19 protein-coding genes are annotated in these 16977 nt (G+C 55.3%); 6 read left to right on the top strand and 13 right to left on the bottom strand.

All coding sequences use genetic code 11. The features are described 5' to 3' along the window. Positions 1 to 6: 6 nt before the first annotated feature. The 6 genes from MIM_RS13095 to MIM_RS13120 all read right to left on the bottom strand — a co-directional run bounded on the left by MIM_RS13095 (position 7) and on the right by MIM_RS13120 (position 7901). Entirely contained in the window at positions 7 to 765 is a 759-nt protein-coding gene (locus MIM_RS13095) for an enoyl-CoA hydratase-related protein (protein WP_025373208.1), read from the bottom strand. Then, positions 758 to 2659, bottom strand: a complete 1902-nt coding sequence (locus MIM_RS13100) for an acyl-CoA synthetase (protein ID WP_025373209.1) — start codon at positions 2657 to 2659, stop codon at positions 758 to 760. The genes MIM_RS13095 and MIM_RS13100 overlap by 8 nt, the downstream gene beginning before the upstream one ends. Positions 2660 to 2717: 58 nt before the next feature. Then, on the bottom strand, positions 2718 to 3710 hold the full coding sequence (locus MIM_RS13105) for a Bug family tripartite tricarboxylate transporter substrate binding protein (RefSeq protein WP_025373210.1): 993 nt from the start codon (positions 3708 to 3710) through the stop codon (positions 2718 to 2720). Between the two features lie 107 nt (positions 3711 to 3817). After that, a complete protein-coding gene (locus tag MIM_RS13110; protein ID WP_025373211.1) occupies positions 3818 to 4600 on the bottom strand; it encodes an SDR family oxidoreductase in 783 nt (260 codons plus the stop codon). A 17-nt stretch (positions 4601 to 4617) separates the two neighbouring features. Continuing rightward, positions 4618 to 5796, bottom strand: coding sequence for an acetyl-CoA C-acyltransferase (locus MIM_RS13115; RefSeq protein ID WP_025373212.1), 1179 nt, complete (start codon positions 5794 to 5796; stop codon positions 4618 to 4620). Positions 5797 to 5822: 26 nt separating this feature from the next. After that, positions 5823 to 7901 carry a 3-hydroxyacyl-CoA dehydrogenase NAD-binding domain-containing protein gene (locus MIM_RS13120; RefSeq protein ID WP_025373213.1) on the bottom strand — a complete coding sequence of 693 codons (2079 nt, stop codon included), beginning with the start codon at positions 7899 to 7901 and terminating at the stop codon, positions 5823 to 5825. A gap of 342 nt (positions 7902 to 8243) precedes the next feature. Here MIM_RS13120 and MIM_RS13125 point away from each other — a divergent pair, with 342 nt between their 5' ends. Beyond that, complete coding sequence (locus MIM_RS13125; RefSeq protein WP_025373214.1) at positions 8244 to 9056, top strand: IclR family transcriptional regulator; 813 nt, start codon at positions 8244 to 8246, stop codon at positions 9054 to 9056. 63 nt (positions 9057 to 9119) lie between these two features. Here MIM_RS13125 and MIM_RS13130 read toward each other — a convergent pair whose 3' ends face one another. Next, the gene (locus MIM_RS13130) at positions 9120 to 9581 is read right to left on the bottom strand and encodes a MaoC family dehydratase (protein ID WP_025373215.1); all 462 of its coding nucleotides are present in this window, start codon (positions 9579 to 9581) and stop codon (positions 9120 to 9122) included. Positions 9582 to 9857: 276 nt separating this feature from the next. On the opposite strand from MIM_RS13130, the gene MIM_RS13135 reads away from it, so the two are divergent. Then, positions 9858 to 10475 carry a TetR/AcrR family transcriptional regulator gene (locus MIM_RS13135; protein WP_025373216.1) on the top strand — a complete coding sequence of 206 codons (618 nt, stop codon included), beginning with the start codon at positions 9858 to 9860 and terminating at the stop codon, positions 10473 to 10475. A 73-nt stretch (positions 10476 to 10548) separates the two neighbouring features. On the opposite strand, the gene MIM_RS13140 is transcribed toward MIM_RS13135, so the two are convergent. From MIM_RS13140 to MIM_RS13150, 3 genes are all read right to left on the bottom strand, one after another. After that, positions 10549 to 11247 (bottom strand): SDR family NAD(P)-dependent oxidoreductase, encoded by a 699-nt coding sequence (locus MIM_RS13140; RefSeq protein ID WP_025373217.1) that lies wholly within the window; start codon positions 11245 to 11247, stop codon positions 10549 to 10551. Then, on the bottom strand, positions 11244 to 11813 hold the full coding sequence (locus MIM_RS13145; RefSeq protein ID WP_042070308.1) for a 2-hydroxychromene-2-carboxylate isomerase: 570 nt from the start codon (positions 11811 to 11813) through the stop codon (positions 11244 to 11246). The genes MIM_RS13140 and MIM_RS13145 overlap by 4 nt, the downstream gene beginning before the upstream one ends. A gap of 148 nt (positions 11814 to 11961) precedes the next feature. After that, on the bottom strand, positions 11962 to 12432 hold the full coding sequence (locus MIM_RS13150; RefSeq protein WP_042070310.1) for a MaoC family dehydratase: 471 nt from the start codon (positions 12430 to 12432) through the stop codon (positions 11962 to 11964). A gap of 148 nt (positions 12433 to 12580) precedes the next feature. Here MIM_RS13150 and MIM_RS13155 point away from each other — a divergent pair, with 148 nt between their 5' ends. Next, the gene (locus tag MIM_RS13155) at positions 12581 to 13024 is read left to right on the top strand and encodes a winged helix-turn-helix transcriptional regulator (RefSeq protein WP_322786652.1); all 444 of its coding nucleotides are present in this window, start codon (positions 12581 to 12583) and stop codon (positions 13022 to 13024) included. Positions 13025 to 13318: 294 nt separating this feature from the next. After that, positions 13319 to 13840: a GNAT family N-acetyltransferase gene (locus MIM_RS13160; protein ID WP_025373220.1), complete on the top strand. Its 522-nt coding sequence runs from the start codon at positions 13319 to 13321 to the stop codon at positions 13838 to 13840. A 104-nt stretch (positions 13841 to 13944) separates the two neighbouring features. Here MIM_RS13160 and MIM_RS23680 read toward each other — a convergent pair whose 3' ends face one another. Both MIM_RS23680 and MIM_RS13165 read right to left on the bottom strand, forming a co-directional pair. Beyond that, positions 13945 to 14118, bottom strand: a complete 174-nt coding sequence (locus MIM_RS23680; RefSeq protein ID WP_407638119.1) for a thioesterase, FlK family — start codon at positions 14116 to 14118, stop codon at positions 13945 to 13947. Positions 14119 to 14144: 26 nt separating this feature from the next. After that, positions 14145 to 14912, bottom strand: coding sequence for a class I SAM-dependent methyltransferase (locus tag MIM_RS13165; protein ID WP_025373221.1), 768 nt, complete (start codon positions 14910 to 14912; stop codon positions 14145 to 14147). A gap of 222 nt (positions 14913 to 15134) precedes the next feature. Between MIM_RS13165 and MIM_RS13170 the strand changes: the two genes are divergently transcribed. Together MIM_RS13170 and MIM_RS23215 are read left to right on the top strand one after the other, a co-directional pair. Continuing rightward, on the top strand, positions 15135 to 15611 hold the full coding sequence (locus tag MIM_RS13170; RefSeq protein ID WP_025373222.1) for a MarR family winged helix-turn-helix transcriptional regulator: 477 nt from the start codon (positions 15135 to 15137) through the stop codon (positions 15609 to 15611). A gap of 65 nt (positions 15612 to 15676) precedes the next feature. Beyond that, complete coding sequence (locus MIM_RS23215) at positions 15677 to 15835, top strand: hypothetical protein (RefSeq protein ID WP_158318734.1); 159 nt, start codon at positions 15677 to 15679, stop codon at positions 15833 to 15835. Positions 15836 to 15878: 43 nt separating this feature from the next. Here the strand turns inward: MIM_RS23215 and MIM_RS13180 are convergent, their stop codons facing one another. Then, positions 15879 to 16976, bottom strand: coding sequence for a glycosyltransferase family 4 protein (locus MIM_RS13180; RefSeq protein WP_025373223.1), 1098 nt, complete (start codon positions 16974 to 16976; stop codon positions 15879 to 15881). Between the last annotated feature and the right edge of the window lies 1 nt (position 16977).

The following is a 16977-nucleotide window of genomic DNA, read 5'->3' on the forward strand; positions in this document are numbered from 1 at the left end:
CATCGTTTATGTCCGTTTGGAACCTGAGCGATTCAAAAACTGTCTGAAAATGCCCTGGGCCTGCTCTGAGCGGCGCAGGCGATCCAGCAAGGGGCTTTCAATCGCCATACGCTCCAATGCCTGCTCGGTGTGCTGCATGCGCAGCAGCTTGCGTGTCTCCTGTAATGCCAGAGCCGGGCGGGCTGCGTATTGATTGGCAATCTGCTGCGCGGTCTCCTGCAGCTTCTCCGATTTAACAACGGCATTGACAAAACCCGCATCCAGCGCTGCCTGCGCGTCGATCATGTCGCCCAGCATCAGCCACTCATCGGCCCTGCGCCGCCCCACAAATGAGCGCAATAACGCTGTCGACCCGAACTCCGGACTCAAACCCAGATCCACAAAGGGAAAACGCAGTTTCACGTCGGCAGCGACAATCACGTGATCACAATGAATCAGCATGGTGGCGCCAATACCCACGGCATAGCCCTGTACACTGGCCACCACCGGCTTGGTTAGCGCAAGCAGCGCTTTCATGAATCCGGACGCCACCGATTCGGTTCCCGGCGTGCCTGCCTGGACAAACAGACTGACGTCATTACCACTCGTAAAATCGCTTCCTGCACCGGTCATATGAAGCACGCGAACGGCGTCATTGTCCTGCGCCTGCTGTAGCACATCGATCAGCGCCGCATACATATCTGCGGTAAACGCATTCTTTTTCTCAGGGCGGTCGAACACCACATTCAGCACCCCATCAGACACGTGTGTAGAAATATTATTCACCGTAGGTACTCCGAATCGAAACGGGGTGGCTGAAACCAAGCAGGACCTGCTCAATATCCGCATGGCAGGTTTGACCAGGACCGTTCACCTGCACCTCTACCAGCAACCCTGCCGCGCCCTTGTCCTGGACACTGACATCCAACGCCACGTCCGGGAGCGCAGCGTGCAACACATCGAGATAACTGCGTCGGGCAGCGTCCACACGCAACTGGTTCTTCAGGATTTTGCCGACCGAACTCTTGGGCATTTCTTCCAGTACATAGCAATGCTTCGGCACGGCTGCCCGTTCCGGCACATGGCGGGCGGCATGCTGCAAAATATGTTGGGGATCGCTGCTCGCGTCAGGACGAAACACCACATACGCCACCGGCACCTCGCCAGCATGGCGATCCGGCGCGCCCACCACGGCCACGTCCTGTATCGCCTCTACGGCGAACAGAGCTTCCTCGACCATTTTTGGATCAATATTATGGCCGCCACGAATAATCAGATCTTTGGCCCGTCCGGTGATATACAGCCACGCTTCATCATCCAGATAACCCAGGTCGCCGGTATTGAGCCAATCGCCCTCAAACCAGTGTTCCGCTTTTCTGGGGCCCAGATACCCCGGGAACACCGCCGGCCCCCGCACCAGGACCAGCCCTGGCTCACCCACTTCGCACTCGCGCGCAATGCTTCCGTCCCGATCCAATTGAACAATGCGCACATGCTGGTATGGCAAACGCAATCCCGAGCTGCCGACCTTGATTTTGTCGACCGGTGGCGTAATGAACGTCACCGCCGTCGTTTCGGTCTGGCCATAGCTTTCCCGGATGCGTACTCCGGTCAGCCGATAAAACGTCTCTGCCGCCGTGACCGACAGCGGCGCAGTCGACGACGAGGCATAGCGCAGGCTCGACAGATCTGCGCCGTTGATAGGCAGGGAAAGTAGCTGATTAACCAGCGTAGGCACCAGATTGACGGTTGTCGCTCGGAAGGTTTCTATAAGCTTCCAGAGATTGGGCACCACAGAGGGATGGCGGTAACCGGCAGAGGTCATCAGCACAAGGCGTGAGCCGCGCGCCAGCGGAGAAAAGCAGCCCGCCACGCAACCGGCCACATGAAAAATCGGCACCCCGATCAAACGTACTTCTTCATCGGCAAATCCAGTGAGCAAAGCCGAGGCCCAAACCCAGAACACCTGATTGCGGTGCAGCACCGGCGCCAGCTTGGGTGCACCGGTCGTGCCGCCAGTATGAAACAGCGCCGCAATCTCGTTGCGCCCGAACTTGCGTCCTGACACAAGATAATCGCCCTCATACGACTCAATGACCGATTCATACTGAATTACCGGGATACCACAAGCCTGTTGCGGGCCAGGTAATTCCCCGCCGATGCGGATGATCGCAGTCAGCCCGGCCAGGCGCGGCACAACCGCCTCCAGCTTATGCCAGATTTGCGTATACTCGTCGCCACCATAGACAATAAGTACTTTGGTATTGGCCGCCTGCAGGGTATGCGCCATAATGTCGGATTCCAGCATCCAGTTGACCGGATTGACGATCCCGGCTGCCTGCGCGCCCCATAATACATATTGCGATTCAAGCACTGCCGGCATCAACAGCGACACCACATCGCTGCTGCCCACGCCCAGTTCGAACAGCAGATTTGCCGTCTGATGAATTTTCCGGCGCAGCCCGGCAAACGTCACTTCCCGGCTGGTTTCCAGTGGCCGCACGCCATCGGAAAACTCCTGAACGGCAACTTTGTCCGGATTGATGGCGCAACCATCCATCAACATCTGATAAGTGGACTCGGGCAAACCGCGCTCTTCCAGCGGCACCTGCTCAAAGCGTTCAATATCCTGCGTAGTCAGCAGGCGCTCGGTAGTCCAATAGCTATTTGGTATAGACATGACTCATGGTCCTGATTGGGTTGAACGGACGCGCGCCGCGCCCGTGTAAATAATTCGGCTATTTGCCTGACAGATTGATGCGTCGGGCCAGGTCGGTAAAACGGGTCGACTCGGCGGTGTAAAAAGCCGCCGCCTCCTGCAGATTCATCACCTGGCCGGCGTCATTACCGCGCTCAGCAACCCACTCCCGGAAATCTTTGGACGCCACAATTTCACTGGTCGCTGCGTTGATTTTTTCAGCCACCACCTGGGGCGTACTGGCGGGAACAAACAGCCCGGTCCATAAGGCGTAATGCATGCCTTTGAGCTCAGGCACCACATCAATGGTCGGGACCTTGGGCAACATCGGATTGGGCCGCTCGGCCAGAATAGTCAGAATTTTCAGTTTGCCGGCCCGCTCCATTTGCAGCGTACTGGGCGTCACTGGTAGAAACGTCATATCAACCTGGCTGCCCATCAGATCCTGAATGATTGGTGCTCCCCCGCGATAGGGAATGTGAGACACGGGAATACCCAGCCGCTTGCCAAAGTCCGCACCCACCATATGGAAGATGGAACCCACGCCGGTGCTACCGTAAGTAATCGGCTTATGTCCCGGCTTGCGGGCATCACGGATGAACGCATCAATACTGTCTGCCGGATAGTCGGGCCGCGTGATCAGGGCAAACGCACCCGAGGTCATCTGCGCAATCATGCGAAAATCGTCGGGTTTATAGTGTGCACTGGTAATAATCAAAGGAGGCAGGGTCAACTCATTCGGGGAAGCCGCCAACAGGATCAGATTCTTCGACGGGGTGTTCAATACCCGCGTTGCCGCCATAGAACCGCTAGCGCCACTGACGTTTTCGACCACAATGGTGGTGCCCAGTTTTTCTCCCAACTCGCCCTGTATACGACGCGCCACAATATCAAACGCATTGCCTGCGGGATACGGCACAATCAGCGAATGCACTCCCGCTACCGCGGACTGCGCCTGCACACTCGTGTTCGCCATGCACGCCATCAACACCATGGATGCACCAACAAACCATCGACCTTTTAGTAGATTCATTTTTTGTCTCCATCATTTTTTACGATCACACCTTTTCTCGGTGCGTCACCTGCCTCTGGCTGTCTCCCCTGCCGTTCTGCGGGCAGGGGGAGTACACGCTATTGCGCTTAGATTGCGGTTAATCCTCCATCGACCGCCAGAATCTGGCCGGTGATATGCTTGGAGGCATCACTGGCAAACAACACGGCGGCGCCTTTCAGATCGTCATCGTCACCGATGCGCTGCAACGGTGCGCGTGCCGCCAGCGCCTCCTCGCCCACCGCTTCGATCGTTCCCTTAGTCATTTTCGACGGGAAGAACCCGGGGGCCAGGGCGTTGACGGTAATCCCGTACTTGCCCCATTCGCCAGCCAGGCCACGCGTGAAGTTGACAACCGCGCCCTTGCTGGTGTTGTAGGCGAGCGTGCCGGTAGACTTGGGACCATTTCCTTTCAAACCGGCAATCGACGCCAGATTGATGATGCGACCATAGCGGTTCGGAATCATGGACTTCTGACCAACCAGTTGCGAGAGCAGAAAAATCGACCGGATGTTCAGGTTCATGACTTTGTCCCAGGCCGGCACTGGATGATCTTCAGCTGGTGCGCCCCAGGTGGCGCCAGCGTTATTAACCAGAATATCGATGCGTCCCAGACGGCTCATCGCCTCTTGCACCAGCCGCTGGATATCCTCGTCTTTGGCGTTATCGGCTGCTACCCAGTCAACCTGAATGCCCTGTTTGCTCAGGCGCTCCTGCGCTGCCTGCAGCGCCTCACTTTTTCTGGATGAAATCAGGATGCGTGCGCCCTGCTCTCCCAGTGCTTCCGCAATCTGCAGACCCAGGCCTTGCGAGCCGCCTGTAATCAGGGCAGTGCGGCCCGTCAAATCAAATGCTTTTTTGATACTTCCCATTGTTGTCTCCCGACTAATCAAACCACTTCAAACAGCCCGGCAGCACCCTGGCCGCCACCGATACACATTGTGACCACGACATACTTCACGCCCCGGCGCTTGCCTTCCAGCAGAGCATGTCCGGTCAGGCGCGAACCGCTGACGCCATACGGATGCCCTACGGCAATCGCACCGCCGTTAACATTCAACCGATCGTCGGGAATGCCCAAGCGGTCACGACAGTACAGTACCTGGCAGGCAAAGGCTTCGTTCAGCTCCCAGAGCCCCACGTCTTCAACCCGGATACCGGCGCGTTCAAGCAGACGCGGCACGGCAAACGCAGGGCCGATACCCATTTCATCGGGTTCGCAACCAGCAACGGCAAAACCTCTAAAGATGCCCAGCGGCTGAATGCCGCGCTGTTTTGCCAGTTCGGCATTCATCACCACGCAAGCCGACGCGCCATCAGAGAACTGGCTGGCATTGCCTGCCGTGATAACGCCGCCCGGCAGCGCCGAACGAATCCGCGACACGGCTTCCAGCGTCGTGCCGGGACGGATGCCCTCGTCAGCCGACGCCGTCACTTCCCGGGTCGTGACACGGCCCGTTACCGGATCAGTCACGGCCATGACTGTCGTCATCGGTACAATTTCGGCATCGAAGCGGCCTTGCGCCTGCGCCTGGGCCGCACGCTCCTGGCTGCGCACGCCATACTCGTCCTGGCTTTGTTTGGAGATGCCGTAACGCTTGGCCACCGTTTCAGCCGTTTGCAGCATGCTCCAGTAAAGTTCTGGTTTATTCTCCTGCAGCCAAGGATCCCGGCGCATAAACATATTGGCCTGATTCTGCACACAGGAAATCGACTCCAGTCCACCCGCCACAATCGCCGGCGCGCCTTCGACCATCACGCGCTGGGCAGCCATGGCAATACTTTGCAGGCCTGAAGAACAAAAACGGTTGATAGTCATCCCTGCGGTCGTGACCGGCAACCCGGCGCGCAAGGCAATCGCCCGGGCGACGTTTCCACCGGTCGTTCCCTCAAGCAGCGACCCGCCCATGATGCAGTCTTCGATTTCCCCTGCATCCAGGCCAGATCGTTCAACGGCATGCCGCACTGCATGGGCCCCCAGCGTCGCGCCATGGGTCATATTGAAAGCGCCTTTCCAGCTTTTCGCCAACGGCGTGCGCGCCGTGGACACAATGACAGCTTCCTGCATTTGATAAATCCTTTTGTTTTGAATGATTAATCGTTAAAACGCTGACCGGCTTCAATCCGGCTCTCGAGCAACGTAGTGGGTGTCCACCAGGAATCTTCTTTGGCCCAGCCACGCATCGAGCGACGAACATTGAACAACCCTACGGTGTCGCTGTAGAACATGGGTCCTCCGCGCCATGCGGGGAAACCATAGCCATGCAGATAGACTGCATCAATATCGGAGGCACGCAAGGCGATACCCTCATCCAGAATACGCGCCCCCTCATGGGCCAGCGCGTACATCAGGCGCGCGACAATGTCCTCATCGCTAAACTGGCGCGGGGTAATGCCCTGCTCTTTCCAATAGGTTTCCAAAATCTGTCGCGTGACGGCAGAGGGTTTGGGTGTTCGGTCACCGGGCGCGTAGTCATACCAGCCACCGCCAGTTTTCTGGCCGAACCGGCCGGCCTCGCACAAACGGTCTGAGACCGTGAAACGGCGGGCATCGGGCTTTTCTGCATAACGGCGCTTGCGGATGGCCCAGCCGATATCGCCACCGGCCAGGTCGCTCATCCGATAAGGCCCCATCGCCATCCCGAATTTTTCCAGCGCCCGGTCAATCTGTTCCGGCGTCGCACCCTGATGCAGCAATGACGCCGCCTGCCAACTGTACTCGGCCAGCATGCGATTACCGATAAAGCCATCACATACGCCCGAAACCACGGGTACTTTGCCAATACGTTTGGCAACCTCAATCGCTGTGACCAGCACATCGTCCGATACCGCGTCCGTCCTGACAATTTCAAGCAGGCGCATGACATTGGCGGGACTGAAAAAATGCAATCCCAGCACATCCTGCGGCCGTTGAGTGGTCCGGGCTATTTCATTCATATCCAGTGTCGAGGTATTCGAAGTCAGAATCGCGCCCGGCTTGAGAATCTCATCCAGACGATGGAAAAGATCCTTTTTCACCGCCATATCTTCATAGGCTGCTTCAATCACCAGATCACAATCGGCTAACGCAGCCAGGTCGGGCGCTGGCGTCAGCAGCGCCATATTCTGGTCAATCTGGGCGGTCGTCAGTTTTCCCTTGCGCGCACTGGTTTCATAATTACGCAGAATCGTTGCCGCGCCGCGGTCGATTGATTCCTGATCACGATCGTTCAGCAGCACCGGTATACCGGCGCTCAGGAAATTGGCGGCAATGCCCGCGCCCATCAGCCCGGCACCTACCACGCCCACCCGATTGACCGGACGCGCTTGTGCCGTGTCACTAATGCCAGGCACCTTGGTGGCGGCACGCTCGGAGAAAAACGCATGGCGCAAAGACTTGGACACCGACGTTGCCATCAATTCCAGAAAGAAGCGCCGCTCCAGCGCCAGTCCCTCATCAAAGGGCAATTGCGTCGCCGCCAGCAGCGCCTCGACGCAACGCTGCGGCGCCGGCAGGTGTTTTTTGCGGGCCTGCAGACCGGCTGCGACCAGAGCCAGATAAGCCTGGGCATTGGCATGTTCGACTTTGCGATCGCGGACTCGCGGATAAGGTGCAGGCTGGCTGGCCTTATCCAGCGCGAACTGAATAGCTTCAGTCAGCAGGTCTGCATCGACCACCTTGTCGAAAAGGCCAGAGTCGGCCAGTGAAGCAGCCGAGCGCGATGACCCGGTGGTAATCATATCGGTCGCCAGCTCCAGCCCCACCAGCCGGGGAAGGCGCTGCGTGCCGCCAGCGCCGGGTAACAGACCCATGGTGACTTCCGAGAGTGCGACCCGCGCCTGCTTGAGGGCGACACGATAGTGACAACCCATGGCCAGTTCAAGCCCGCCGCCCATGGCAACGCCATGCACTGCTGCTACAACGGGCTTGCTGCTGTTTTCCAGTACAGCAATCACCGCATTCACGCCTGGCTCCTGGCCGGTTTTGGGTGAATTGAACTCGCGCATGTCTGCGCCGCCGCAAAATACTTTACCCGCACCGGTAACGACCACGGCGAGCACCGCCTCATCGGCCAGCGCCCGATCCAGATCGTTAATAAGACCGACGCGTACCGCATATCCCAAGCCATTGACCGGTGGGTTATCGATGGTGATGACGGCGACGCTGTCTGTTACGGTGTACTTCGTTGCCATATGACTCATATCCTAAAAGAGGTTGGACCGAAACGAGAGTCTTAAAACAGACCATATAGTCTAGTTTTTATAGAGCCAGGCTTGAATGAATAATTCGCTTCATCCTGCCCTTATCTCCCGCAGTTGATGATTGCATTCTATGCGTAAACACGTTAACCTTCATACTAATTTCGAGACGATTCCGCAGGTTAAAACATAACAGTTTTAAGCAACTTGAAATGCCGTATGCGATATCCCGTACCGTGCCATTGCATACGCAATACAAAAATAGACCATATAGTCTATTAATAAATAAAGAGACCCCGGCGCGGCATTTGCCGCGCTGTCAGACAGGAGATGAACATGCCGCAGAACGCTATAGATCACCGTTCCAGCCAGGACAACTCAGGCATTGACCAATTTGTCGATGACCGCCGCTTCGCACAGTCGCTGGCCCGAGGTATGTGCGTGCTACGCGCCTTCCGCCCGGACGACGGGCCGCTGGGCAACCAGGAGCTGGCCAGCCGAACCGGCCTATCCAAAGCCACCATTTCCAGACTCACGTTTACCCTGGCACAGCTTGGCTATCTGGAACGGTTGCATGCACTTGAAAAATACCGCCTGGGCGCAGGCGTGATTGCTCTGGGCAATACCGCCCATGCGACCCTGCCTTTTCTGGACGGTGCGGCGCCTCGCATGCAAGAAATGGCTGACGAACTGCAAGCGCTGGTAGCCATTGCCATCCCTGACGGCCAGGGTATGCTGATGACCCACAGTTGGTGTCCGCACGACTCGTCTACGTCCTGGTTGCGCACCGGCACATGGATCCCCATGAAACGCAGCTCGGTTGGCCTGGCCTATCTGGCCAGCATCAACACCCGCGACCGGCATCATCTGATCCGAACACGGCTAACGAACTCAACAGAAGAAATGAGCCGTCTTTACGACGAGGTTGAAGAGGCCCGATCCAGCCTCAGCACTAATGGCTACGTCCCCTCCTTCGGACGCTGGAACACTTCTCTTTACGCAGTCGCCACCCCATTACGCAGCCCCAGGCTGGGTGCACCATATATCTTTTTCAGTGGCGTGCCCGCGGATGCAATCGAACCGCCCTTTCTGACAAAAGTGATCGGCCCGCAATTGGCCCGCCGCGTCAGCCAGCTAGGGCTGATGTAGCGATGACCGGATAATAGATCTAACGAGTAAGGCGTGGCATTTCAGTTGTAGGTGATGTAACGATCAGAAGTAATATCTGGATAGTGCTTCTGCCACGCATACCGGCTTTGGCGTGTCTTCAGCTTCAAATACCACGTTCCAGATCAGATTCGCCACACCTGCCTCAGCGTCCACATCTACCTGCCGCGACGAAACCTGGATCCGAACCCGCTTGCCTACCGGCACTGGCGAAGTAAACCGGACTTTGTTCATGCCATAGTTGACGCCCAATTTGATTCCCTTCACCGAAATTAAGCTACCCATCAGCGCAGGCAACAGCGATAGGGTCAAAAATCCATGTGCTACCGGACCGCCAAAGGGCGACTCACGCCGGGCACGCTCGGGATCCACATGAATCCATTGGTGATCTCCAGTAGCCTGGGCAAACTGGGAGACCATTTCCTGGGTGACCCACATCCAGTCGCTTACACCGATGTTCTGGCCGGTAAGCTGCCTGAGTTCTTCGATACCATTCACAACGCGCACCGGGTGTTGCTGTTCCTGATGATCCATGTCTATTGCTCCTTAAAAAGCCAGTCTCCCCAGTGCAATACCGGCCAAATCCAGCCTATGCCTTGAGGTGAATGTAAACCAGTGAGTCTACTCCATCATTTTCCTGTCGCATAAGTAAGGAGTATATGATTCTGCAGAGTAAAATAAAGAAATTGCATTGCGTGATAAACTAGCAGGCACTATGAATCAGACTAATGAGTCGGGTCATGAACCACGCTTCTTGCTGGCCGGGCCGGCATCGGGACACCTATGGCAACCTCCACACGAACGCCTCTATCAAGTAAAGAAAACCTGCTAAAGCATGGCATGCGACGGTTCTATGCAACGGGATACAATGGCACCAGCCTGGACGCTGTACTGGTGAGCGCCCAATTACCCAAGGGCTCTTTCTACCATCACTTCAGCTCGAAAGAAGCCTTCGCCATGGCCGTACTGGGTGAATACCACAAGGGCAGCGCGCAGCGCCTGCAACGCTGGGCGACCAATCTGGACATCCCTGCTCCTGAACGGCTGCGTGGGTATATGGAAGAAATGGCTTTTGGCCTGGAACGCGGCGGAAACCGCCAAGGATGCCTGGTGGGGAAGTTTTCCCTTGAAATGGCGCCCACTTCTGAAAAATTCAGTACGCTCCTAAGCACCATGCTCTCGTCCTGGCGCGCGTCTGTACAAAACATTCTTCAGGAAGGCCAGGCTGCAGGAACAATTCGCAATGATTTGCCAGCGGTTGCACTGGCCACGCTGGTGCTCTCCAGCATTCAGGGCGCTGTCGTGCTGTGCCTGGCGCATAAAAACAGTCTGCCGATGCACGAAACCTGCGCCACCGTCTACCGCCTGATCCTGCCGCCTGCCGTTACGTCAGGCGAATAAGCAGCGCTTTGCAAAAGGGGGTTCAGGCCGATCTCACGCCGCGAATGCCCCTAACGTACACCCCTCAATTACGCTACCAGTTTTCGGCAAACGGCCGCACTTCCGTCAGGAACGACCAGGCCGATTTAGGCTGGTGCGCCACATGCCAGATTTCCTCGGCAATATCCCGCGGACGGATAAAGAAGTCATCCGGTTTATCCGGATAACGTTCGCGCGTCCAGGGTACATCAATGACCGCATCAATCAGCAAATACGCCACATGCACGCCCTGCGGCCCCATCTCACGCGCGATGGACTCGGCCAGAATACGCTGCGCCGCCTTGGTTGGTGCAAACCCCGCGAAATGCGCCCTGCCCCGCTGAGACGAAGTATTACCCGTGGCGATCAACGCACCTTTTCCAGCAGCAGCCATACGCGGCGCTGCCCAGCGTGCCAGGTGCAGCAACGCCATCACATTAACCTGGAAATTGCGCTCCAGAATCGCCGGATCAATATCCTGGAACGTACCGAAAGCGCCGCCCACTGCATTGTGCACCACCACCTCGGGCACGCCGGCGCACGCTTCGATCTGCGCCAGCGCTGTCTGCAACGCCGCCGGATCCGAGACGTCGCAAGGCACGGCGAAGGCATCAGGCAAGGCGTTCTCTAAATCAGCCAGCCGTTCCACATTGCGTGCCAGCATGGCAACCGCAAAACCGCCTTCATGAAATCGACGGACAATCGCCGATCCTGTCCCTGGTCCCACTCCCGTCACGATCGCCAATGGTTTCATACCAGCTCCTTTAGTTTTTCATCAATAAAATGCAGACGATCGTTGCCAAAATACATCTCGTCGCCAAAAAACATTGTGGGCGCGCCAAAAACGCCTTTGTCCACTGCTGTTTGAGTTGACGCATCCAATACCTCGTTCCAGGCCGGATCCTTTAGCCCGGCCTCAATCTCATCAATACTCAATCCTGTGCCGGCCACTGCGGCGGCAATCTCTTCAGGCCTACTCAAGGGCGTATCGCTGGCCCACACAGCGTCATAAAGCGCAGTGATCACTGCCGGCCCTTTGCCCTGGTGAATGGCAAAAACGGTCAAACGCAGCAGTTGCAGAAAATCGATTGCGCGCATATTTGAATGGCGCTGAAACGGCACCTCATAGCGCATAATCCAGCGCTGGATATCTGCTTTTGCGTATTGCCCCTTGGCCTTGCAGGTCACGGTCGTGGGCACATTACCCACCTGCTCCATCAAATGACGAATATCGAAAGGGTGGTAGTCAATAGCAACCGGCATACGCTGCAACTGGCAATGGGCCAGGTAGGAATAAGGACTGCGATAGTCAAAAAAAATTCAATCGTTGGCATGGTTGTGTACCTGGAAAAGTCAAAGGAACGTCCGCATCACAACAGATATCGCCACACAGGAGCAAGCGGCCACTATTACAACTGCCATTACCCGGATATCAACGGACATGAAGGGGCGACAAGCTGCATCATTTCTAGTCAACTACGGCCGACTGCAACTGAGGCCGACGCGGCACAATCAACTTGGCAGTGAGGATTTGCAGTACTTCTGCACGCTGATTGCGGGTTTCACTGCGCACTCTGACCAGGCCCTGCTGTGGTTTGGAACGGGACGGAATAATCTCTATTACTTCGCTGAACACCTGCAGAATGTCGCCCGCACGCGTGGGCCGTGGCCATTCGATCTCGCCACCCGCTCCGATAATGCCACCGGCCAGCGGCGCGCCACCGCTATTGAGCAACTTCATGGTTATGGCAGCCGTATGCCAGCCACTGGCGGCCAGCCCCTTGAACAAAGTAGCAGCCGCCGCCGTTTTATCCAGGTGAAACGGCTGTGGGTCATATTCCGATGCAAAGGCAATCAGCTTTTCTTCGGTCAAACAATATGTTTCACTATGAAAACGCTGACCAACGGTCAAATCTTCCAGATAATAGGGCGCGTGCACTGTATTGTTCCCCACAAATAATGACGATATAAAGTTGTGATAAAGACGATATGAATAGTTACTACTATAATGATAGTTACTTTGCGCTATCGTAGCAGTTCACTTCCAAAAACACCAGAGAAAAATGAAACACACCAGCTTTCAAAATATGAGATGTCCGATAGCACGCAGCCTTGAGCATGTAGGCGAATGGTGGAACATTCTCATCCTGCGCGATGCATTCAGAGGACTGACGCGCTTTGATGAATTTCAAAAAAGCCTGGGCATCGCGCCAAGCATGTTGACGCGCCGCTTGAATGCACTGGTCCACGCCGGCCTGCTGGCGCGGAACCGGTACTGCGAGCATCCGCCACGCTATGAATATGTTTTGACAGACAGCGGGCGCGATTTCAAACCCATACTGGTCCTGCTGCAGGAATGGGGCAACCGTCATTTCTCGCCCGAAGGCGCCAGCGTTGTCACCATTAACAGGCAAACCGGCGCACTGGCACAACCGCTGCTGATTGACAGCATCAGCGGCCTGCCGATAGACGATGAAGTATTCACAACTGAAATACGAGCACCGGCCCGGAACACCCCGGATACGAATTAGGGCATCCTCTGGCGCGTTAACCCAGACCCTTTTCAACAGATACGATCAGGCGCGAACCTGCCCCGCGCCTAACGCCTGCCTGCCATTTGTAGGTGGTAAGCCCATCGAGCCCTTTTCACGAGGCCACAGAATAGTCCTCCCATAGGTACAAGACCCGTCACGCCCCCAAAAACCGTGCTGTCCCCGAAGACTTGTCAGTGACGGTCATACAACTTCCGCACAAAATTTCCCATTCAAATTAGTCTCATATAGTATACAATTTGTCTTTTATAATAAACGCCATCAGGAATGCATATGCGACTGATCCATTGCACAGAAGATCGCCACGCCAGCGCCATTCTGGACATTTTTAATCATGCGATTCTTCATTCCACGGCGCTCTATGACTACAAACCCCGTGCACCCGAGTCCATGAAAAGCTGGTTTGAAACCAAGCGCCGCAACGATTTCCCTGTACTGGGTATAGAGGATGAGCAAGGCAAACTGCTTGGCTTCGCCTCTTTCGGCACTTTTCGGGCCTGGCCGGCGTACAAATATAGCGTTGAGCACTCGATTTACATTCATCACGAATGTCGCGGGCTGGGTTTGGGCAAGCGCCTGCTGAGCAGCCTGATCGAAGAAGCAACAGCAAGGGACGTGCACACCATGATCGGCGGCATTGACCTGTCAAACCAGGCCAGCATCGTATTGCACGAGCGTCTGGACTTTGAGCCGGCCGGTGTCATCCGGCAGGCCGCATACAAATTCGGCCAATGGCTGGACCTGGCGTTCTATCAGAAATTATTGCAAACGCCATTGAACCCGAATGAAACGTGACCGATAGCATGGCCGAAGCATTTTCTCGCTGTCGTCAAACAGACCATTTAGAGGCAAGAAAGCCTACTCCGGTTCAGTGGCTTTTGTTCTGTTTCTCAGCCACTTTATTTAAAAACTGTTCCGCTTAAATTAACAATGAACCGCTCGTGCGTACCCGAGCTGATCAAGTCGGTTTCATCATGACAACGTACGTCGAACGTTAAATGATTGCCGTCTATCTCCCTCAACTCAACCTTACCTCGCCTGTCACCTGCATCGCTACTGGCGTTGCGGCGCAATGACTCATATTCATTTATAGGGTGACTTATTCAGTTGTAATTGCCACATTGCCTACCCGCAGCGAAAGTGGCCAGGTAACGCGTTTGGGTTCCTCGGCATTACCCCATTGCTCACGCAACTGTGCTTCAAAACTGACCAGAGGATTCGTACCCAATGCCTTCGTCGCCGCCTTCACTGCCGACCAGGTGGTCATGTAGCCGAAAAGGTCCGCCAGTTTCCACGAAACCTCAATCTCCAGTGCAGGGAATGCGCGCTCCTGAAACGGGAAATCCAGACCGCGATAGCCCTCTTCGACATGACGTCGCTCGGCCGGCCAGTACGGGCCAATCACCTTGTAATAAAAGTGCTGAACCAGTTCGTCAATCTCGCCTTCGACATGAAGCACGCCGTAAGTGATCAGCGCAATGGCCGCATCTGGCCGGGCAATCCGGCGCACTTCGCCATAGAATTTGTCCAGGTCCAGCCAATGGGCGGCCTGCGCCACCGTGACCAAATCCACAGACGCATCCGGCAAACCGCTGTCTTCGGCAAGCGCCGTTCGATACGTGACCCCTTGGCGCGGTTGCGCCTGCTCTATTTGCGCTGCGCTGGCGTCTGTCGCTACCACGCGCGCAAAACGTTCGGCGAGCAAAACAGAAAGCTGCCCGGTCCCGCAACCGCAATCCAAAGCGAGCTGCGTACTGGGGCTGATCCTGGCCAATTCGTCTACCAGCTGCAAGGGATAGGTTGGACGATGTGCTGCATAACTGGCCGAGCCGGTGGAAAAATGATCTTTGAAGTGAGTGTCGGTCATGATGAGCTCGAATGACGGGTTAAAAATATGGCCTGACGGTTTGCCGACCATATCCCATGCCGTGATGAAAAATACATTAGGAAATTACATTAGCACTAATGTACCATGCTGGCACAACCTTTAAAAGAAAAATATGATCTTTGGCAGATGCGAAGTAGCAGAGAAGTCATCAGGCAATTTATCATTAGACATTTAAATTAGCACTAATATACAATGCTGCTCATGACTTCAAAAGCGAAACCTGGGCTCGGCGAATTGCTACGTTACGTAGGTGAATTGGTAGACGAAGGCGCAGAAGCGCAGTATCGTGCCATCAACCTCACCTACCGTGCGCGCTATACCCCTGTCATGCGCGCCCTAAAGGCGGGTGCGGAAACCATTTCCGACATTACCGCCAGCACTTATCTCACGCAGGGCGCAATCAGCCAGTCTGTCCTGCTGATGATTGAAGACGGCCTGCTTGAACGCCACACACTGGAAGACGGACGCAAAACCGGCGTTCATCTTACCGCTAAGGGAAAAGCATTATTGAAGCGGCTGGAACAGCACTGGCAGGTCACGTTCGCAGCGATCAGCGAACTTGAAACTGAAATCGGCTTTCCGCTACTCAAGGTACTGGAGAGCACGGCATTAGCGCTTGAACGCAAGGGGTTTTCTGCCAGGCTGGAGTCTGCGAAAAGCAGCCTCGGAAAAAAATAGATTTTTCTTTCTCGTCTCTTTTGATTATTTCTTATATTATGAATGACATATCTCATGATGCTGTCATGACAGACATATTTCGCAAAGATCCAGTCTATGCAGCCGCTCTGCTCAATGACATTCTCAATGACGGAGTGCAGACTGAACTAATGATTGTGCTGCGTCAAATGAAACAGGCTTTTTGCGATGTACCCGAAGTAGCCGAGCTGGCAAACAAAACGTAGCAACACCAAACGGCGCTTTGTTATTATTTTTTATACCGGCTTTTTACGTACGCTCGTGAAGCCATTTCCTGTAAACCGCTTCAGTTTCACTTGCCATATATTCAATTTTCCATCGCGGGTCCTGCTCGAACATCGCCTTCGCATTATTTCCCATTTCCTGACTGAGTTGCGCATTTGACACAAGATGATGCAGTGTTTTTTCCAGCGCTGTTATATCTTTGAGCGGAAACAGAAAGCCATTGCGTCCGTGTTCAATAATTTCGGGCACCCCGCCGATATCCGTCCCTACCAAAGGCAAGCCATAGGAACTGGCTTCAATATACGCCGTTCCCAGCGCCTCCGCTTCGGTCGCCAGCGCAAAAATGTCAAAGCCAGATAATAAATTCGGGACATCATTGCGTTGACCCAGAAGATGAATTTGATGCCCCAGCTTCGCTTCTTTTACCTGCGCTTGCAACTGACTCAATAGCGGCTCTCCCCTGCCTGCGATCACCAGATGCACATTCGGCATCGTTTTGATGATTGGCAACGCGGCCGCAATCAACTTGTCATGTCCTTTTGGAATACGCATATGGCCGACGGAACCGATGATGATCGCGTCTGTAGGTATGCCGAGTTCCTGGCGTATAGACGATGCCACAGCACCATCGGGCAGGGCAACGGCAGTATAGACCAGACCCATTTTCTCGTTGCTTACACCCCTGCTCTGCAATTGGTCGCGAACGTATTGACTGATGGCAATCACACGATGCGGCAAAATGGTGTAAGACAACAACGATCCGGGTGCTTTGCCCAAATGTCGGGTACGCACGATAAGCGGCGCACGCGCCAGACGCGCGGCCAGCGCAGCCACCACCGTATCGGTTCTGCTATGTGTGTTGACTATCTGAAATTGCCCGCGCCAGACGATTTTTCGTATTTTTTTTACACCGGTCAAGTAATTCTTCAGCCCGGCCATGGCAACCTCATGAACGACAAACCCCTGATCGCGCAGTCTGGCAATGAGATGCGCGCCAGGCTGGCAGACCGCCTCCAGATAATGGCCGCGCTCACGCATGGCCAGCATCTCTTTATAAATGCGATGCTCCTGTCCGCCGAAAGTCATCGCCGCTTCGGTATGCAAAATCTTCAACATACCCATC

The sequence above is a fragment of the Advenella mimigardefordensis DPN7 genome (assembly GCF_000521505.1).
Taxonomy (GTDB): Bacteria; Pseudomonadota; Gammaproteobacteria; order Burkholderiales; family Burkholderiaceae_B; genus Advenella; species Advenella mimigardefordensis.